Origin of the sequence: Yersinia sp. J1 (genome assembly GCF_050586585.1) — a bacterium.
Taxonomy (GTDB): Bacteria; Pseudomonadota; Gammaproteobacteria; order Enterobacterales; family Enterobacteriaceae; genus Yersinia; species Yersinia entomophaga.
This window is the reverse complement of sequence record NZ_JBOBDP010000033.1, coordinates 1-3810: the sequence shown is the minus strand read 5'-3', so window position 1 is coordinate 3810 and position 3810 is coordinate 1. Positions and strand designations below refer to the sequence as shown.

Below are 3810 nucleotides of genomic sequence, written 5' to 3'. Positions count from 1 at the left end.
TTTCACGCATTTTTTCAGGGGAGGCTGTGATCAGATATTCAATAGCAAGAACGGCATCTTTTCGGCGTTTTTCTGGAAGTCGTAGTTTAACTGCATCAAAGGCCTCGGTGACTGAATTGGCGTATAGGTGAGTGTTTTTGGGCATCAACGCAATGTCAGCATTTGGTGTGTCTTGTGCCCTGAATGCATGTTTTAGTGAGCGGTGAATGCTTCCGAAATCTTTAAGTTTTTGTGTTCGCAGTATGGCGTATCCCATGCAAACATCTCCAAATTTGTCGTCTCTTCTTACATCGTGTATACCATAAGATGTGGACTCACTACACATTGCTTCACAATGTTATGAGCCCTGCGGGGCTAAAAAAACGAGGATTGACTCAATGAAACGCTTTTGGCGTGGTTTTTTTCGGGCGAGCAAAGAAAGTTTTTCTGAGACTGGAACTGGGATTGTTGGGGTTTGTATTGGCTTAGTGTTTATGGCCTTTCTTGGGATGGTGTTGATCCCCATGTTGAGCTAACGCCCTCCGGTTGTTGAACCGCTCACATCGTCGAACAAGTTCATCGATGTGAGCGGTTGCCGGAAAAAACGCACAGGAAGCTCACTGTGGGGTTTATTTTTTTCAGATGCCCGTTAGGGCATGTAAGGCGAAAAAAACGCTCACAATGGCTCTTAGTGGCTTTAATTCGCCGATACGCGAGCGATGCGAGCTGCGTAATATCATTATTCGTCAATCCCTCCCTGCCAAGCGGGGGTTTTTACATCGGATAAATCAGCAATGCTGGTGCTTGATGGTCGAAGACAAAAGAATCTGATACCGATACAGGGGGATACATGTCAGTAAGAATTAGGGATTATCCGCAAATGAGCCTAGGTGCTTGGTATTTAGACGAGGATGCGACGTTAACGGACGCTGAAGCATTCAGTTTTTACCAGAGAAACTGGAAGTATGTGGATTTTGACAAAATGGAATCTTTTGAACGTGAATTGCTGGCGAGATTAATTGCAGAACAGGGAAATGGGATTTTTGTGCCGCGCCCGCATTACGGCGCATTTTCTGATGAGTAAATTCATGTGTTTTTAGTTTTCCCGGCGCAAAGCGCCAAAAATCATTTAGGCGGAGCCGCAAGCGGCGACATCAGATCTACTTCCAGTAGGCGAAAGTGTTTGTTTTTCGGGTAGTTATCCACAAGTGGTGTCTTTTAAAGATCTTTTTTTTATTTTTAAGATCTTTTAAACCTTTTAGGGTGTTTTTTATTTATTAAAATCAACATATTACACCATGATAGGCAATGAAATATGCGGTGATAGGCAATGAAATATGCGGTGATAGGCAATGAAATATGCGGTGATAGGCAATGAAATATGCGGTGATAGGCAATGAAATATGCGGCACTATCCACAACTAATGGTAATAATCAAAATAAAGACATTGCCAGTCATTAAGGTAATGGTTATATTTGATTTATTGCCAATAGAACGGAATCGCCATGTCTGAATTAATTGCTTATAAATCAAATGCATTAATCGAAGCTAGTTATAAGCTAACACTTCAAGAACAGCGATTTTTATTAGCCTGTATAGGCCGCTTAGATTCACGACCAGAAGCCCCATCACCTGATACTCAAAAGACGATGACTATCACCGCCGCAGAGTTTTATAGTTTCTTCCCTGACATGGGTAGAAAGCATGCGGAACGAGAGTTAAAAAAGGCTATTGACCGCCTTTGGGATAGGTCAATAATCATAAAAAATAATGAGAAACGTGAAGAATTCCGCTGGGTACAATACCGAGCCGAATACTTTAAAGGCGAAGGTAAAGTGGAGATCACTTTTTCCGATGCCATCATGCCTTACCTGACCCAACTAAAAGGACAATTTACTAGGGTTGTAGTCAAGAACGTTTCAAGCCTTGCTAGTGCTCACAGCATCCGTATTTATGAGTTACTACAGCAATACATGGGACAAAAGTCGGAAGTTAAATCCCGCCTAATTCCGTTAGATGAGTTTCGAATAATGATGGGATTAGATGGTAAATACCCAACATTCAAATCGTTAAACCAATTGTTGCTGAAGCCAGCCATCGAAGAACTCAATGCAAAAAGTGATCTCACCGTCACTGTAGATGCAGTGAAACAAGGTAGAAAAGTAGTCGCCTTGCACTTCCATTTTAAGGAAGACAAGCAAATAAAAATGGCACTGGCCTAACATGGAGGGAAAACCGGTATGCCGGTAATACTACGCTTTAAAGGGTACCGATTTTTCTTCTACTCGAACGAAGGCAACCCACTGGAACCGGCGCATATCCATGTCAGGAACTCCGAGGCAGAAGCTAAATTTTGGCTGGTACCGGAAGTCTTGTTAGCCCGTAACGACGGATTTAACGCCCGCGACCTGAAAGAGCTGGTCGATGTGGTGGAACAAAACAGCACATTGTTTGTGGAGGCATGGCATGAGTATTTCAGCTAAGAGCGTAAAATTTGATGAATACAATATGTGGGTAGAACTCAACGATGCCCGCACCCTCGGCGTTCCGCTGGCATGGTTCCCCAAACTTATGCACGCCAGTGCTGACGAGCTGACCCGTTTTGAGCTGAGTGCACGAGGCATTCACTGGGACGAGCTGGACGAAGATATATCCGTGGAGGGTCTTTTGGCCGGACGCGGTGATGTAACTCAGCGGCCACATCACGCCGCCTGAGTATTAGCGCGGTCTGCCGGAGCTTGGACCCTCCTACAGACCGCTGACCACCACAACCTAGTTAGGAGGCTGTAATGGCTAACTCAATAGTATCAAACGTTGTTGTTCTGGACGTGATTACTAACGTAATTTCTGATGTAGATTATATTGCGGCACTGGAATCTATAGTGTCAGATGCGGTTGATACGGCAGCATCTGAAATGAACTGCCCACCTAGACAAGCTGATATTCAAAAGCTTTTATCACTGGTTAATCAGGTGGTTTCTGTGTATGACGATTGCCCCAACATACTGATTGAACGGGCATTTGTTAGAACAATGGAAACACTGATGTGTCGCTGTGAAATCTAATTCACCGTAGCTCTAACTCTGCTTCTGGCGGCTCATATCTTTCGAGCCGTCTTTCCAGCTCGTCTCGCTCCTGCTTGAGTTCGATAATAACTTCAACATTTTCATACACAACTCTGTTCAATTCATTGCATTCCGCATTCAATCTTTCTGTTTTTCTTTCAATGATTTGATTTAGTTCTACCTGTTGTCTTTTAAGCTCAATTTCCCGCTCTTTTAATTTTGTATCGCTGTCAGCTTGACGCTTTTTCTGCTCTTCAAGAGCCTTTTTTTGTTTTTCCAACTGTAGCTTCATGCGGTGACTACAAACAGCCGGCTCATAATAATCTTGTATTCCCTTGGTCAGGCGCTGAGCAACCTGTTCGGATGTTTCGCTGATATCCCTCCCGATCACCTTTCTTTCCAGCACTTTTGGTTCCACATGCTTTGCTCTAATAACTGCATGTTCGAAAGGACTTTGAATGTTGGCATAGAACTGTTTCACTGTTTGATGACGCGCTTTACTCCCTTCAATCCCCCGCTCTAAACCATGGTTTTCTCCGACTCGCTGGGCGAATTCTGTCTGCATCTGATTCAGGGCCTTGGCTCCCCCCAAAAAGGCACGGCAATTTAGCTTCCCCTGGCTATCGATAGGAACGACATAAGCGTACATATGCGGCGTCTGTTCATCCCGATGAACTCCAGCGTAAATAACGTTTTCATCTCCGTGCTTCGTTTTCAGCCACGCGAGCGAATCCTGAAAATAACGATCTTGTTGATCTGATGTCA

Annotated in this window: 7 protein-coding genes; 5 read left to right on the top strand and 2 right to left on the bottom strand. The window is 44.1% G+C overall.

Annotation, left to right across the window (positions count from 1 at the left end; genetic code table 11):
* A partial coding sequence (locus ACQ4OC_RS19315) for a plasmid recombination protein (RefSeq protein ID WP_430971545.1) occupies positions 1 to 256 on the bottom strand: 256 nt, incomplete at its 3' end.
* Between the two features lie 573 nt (positions 257 to 829).
* On the opposite strand from ACQ4OC_RS19315, the gene ACQ4OC_RS19310 reads away from it, so the two are divergent.
* From ACQ4OC_RS19310 to ACQ4OC_RS19290, 5 genes are all read left to right on the top strand, one after another.
* Positions 830 to 1063 (top strand): hypothetical protein, encoded by a 234-nt coding sequence (locus ACQ4OC_RS19310; RefSeq protein ID WP_265319395.1) that lies wholly within the window; start codon positions 830 to 832, stop codon positions 1061 to 1063.
* Positions 1064 to 1485: 422 nt separating this feature from the next.
* The gene (locus ACQ4OC_RS19305) at positions 1486 to 2202 is read left to right on the top strand and encodes a replication initiation protein (RefSeq protein ID WP_265319396.1); all 717 of its coding nucleotides are present in this window, start codon (positions 1486 to 1488) and stop codon (positions 2200 to 2202) included.
* An 18-nt stretch (positions 2203 to 2220) separates the two neighbouring features.
* Positions 2221 to 2463: a DUF4160 domain-containing protein gene (locus ACQ4OC_RS19300; protein ID WP_265319397.1), complete on the top strand. Its 243-nt coding sequence runs from the start codon at positions 2221 to 2223 to the stop codon at positions 2461 to 2463.
* The gene (locus tag ACQ4OC_RS19295; protein ID WP_234500604.1) at positions 2447 to 2695 is read left to right on the top strand and encodes a DUF2442 domain-containing protein; all 249 of its coding nucleotides are present in this window, start codon (positions 2447 to 2449) and stop codon (positions 2693 to 2695) included. Before ACQ4OC_RS19300 ends, ACQ4OC_RS19295 begins: the two co-directional genes overlap by 17 nt.
* 74 nt (positions 2696 to 2769) lie before the next feature.
* Positions 2770 to 3045 (top strand): hypothetical protein, encoded by a 276-nt coding sequence (locus ACQ4OC_RS19290; protein WP_265319398.1) that lies wholly within the window; start codon positions 2770 to 2772, stop codon positions 3043 to 3045.
* Position 3046: 1 nt separating this feature from the next.
* Here the strand turns inward: ACQ4OC_RS19290 and mobV are convergent.
* A partial coding sequence (gene mobV / locus ACQ4OC_RS19285) for a MobV family relaxase (RefSeq protein WP_430971544.1) occupies positions 3047 to 3810 on the bottom strand: 764 nt, incomplete at its 5' end.

Excerpts from the sequence above, each read along its gene's own strand:
- ACQ4OC_RS19295 (WP_234500604.1), top strand. The coding sequence starts at position 2,447 with ATGAGTATTTCAGCTAAGAGCGTAAAATTTGATGAATACAATATGTGG.
- ACQ4OC_RS19300 (WP_265319397.1), top strand. The coding sequence starts at position 2,221 with ATGCCGGTAATACTACGCTTTAAAGGGTACCGATTTTTCTTCTACTCG.
- ACQ4OC_RS19310 (WP_265319395.1), top strand. The coding sequence starts at position 830 with ATGTCAGTAAGAATTAGGGATTATCCGCAAATGAGCCTAGGTGCTTGG.
- ACQ4OC_RS19290 (WP_265319398.1), top strand. The coding sequence starts at position 2,770 with ATGGCTAACTCAATAGTATCAAACGTTGTTGTTCTGGACGTGATTACT.
- ACQ4OC_RS19305 (WP_265319396.1), top strand. The coding sequence starts at position 1,486 with ATGTCTGAATTAATTGCTTATAAATCAAATGCATTAATCGAAGCTAGT.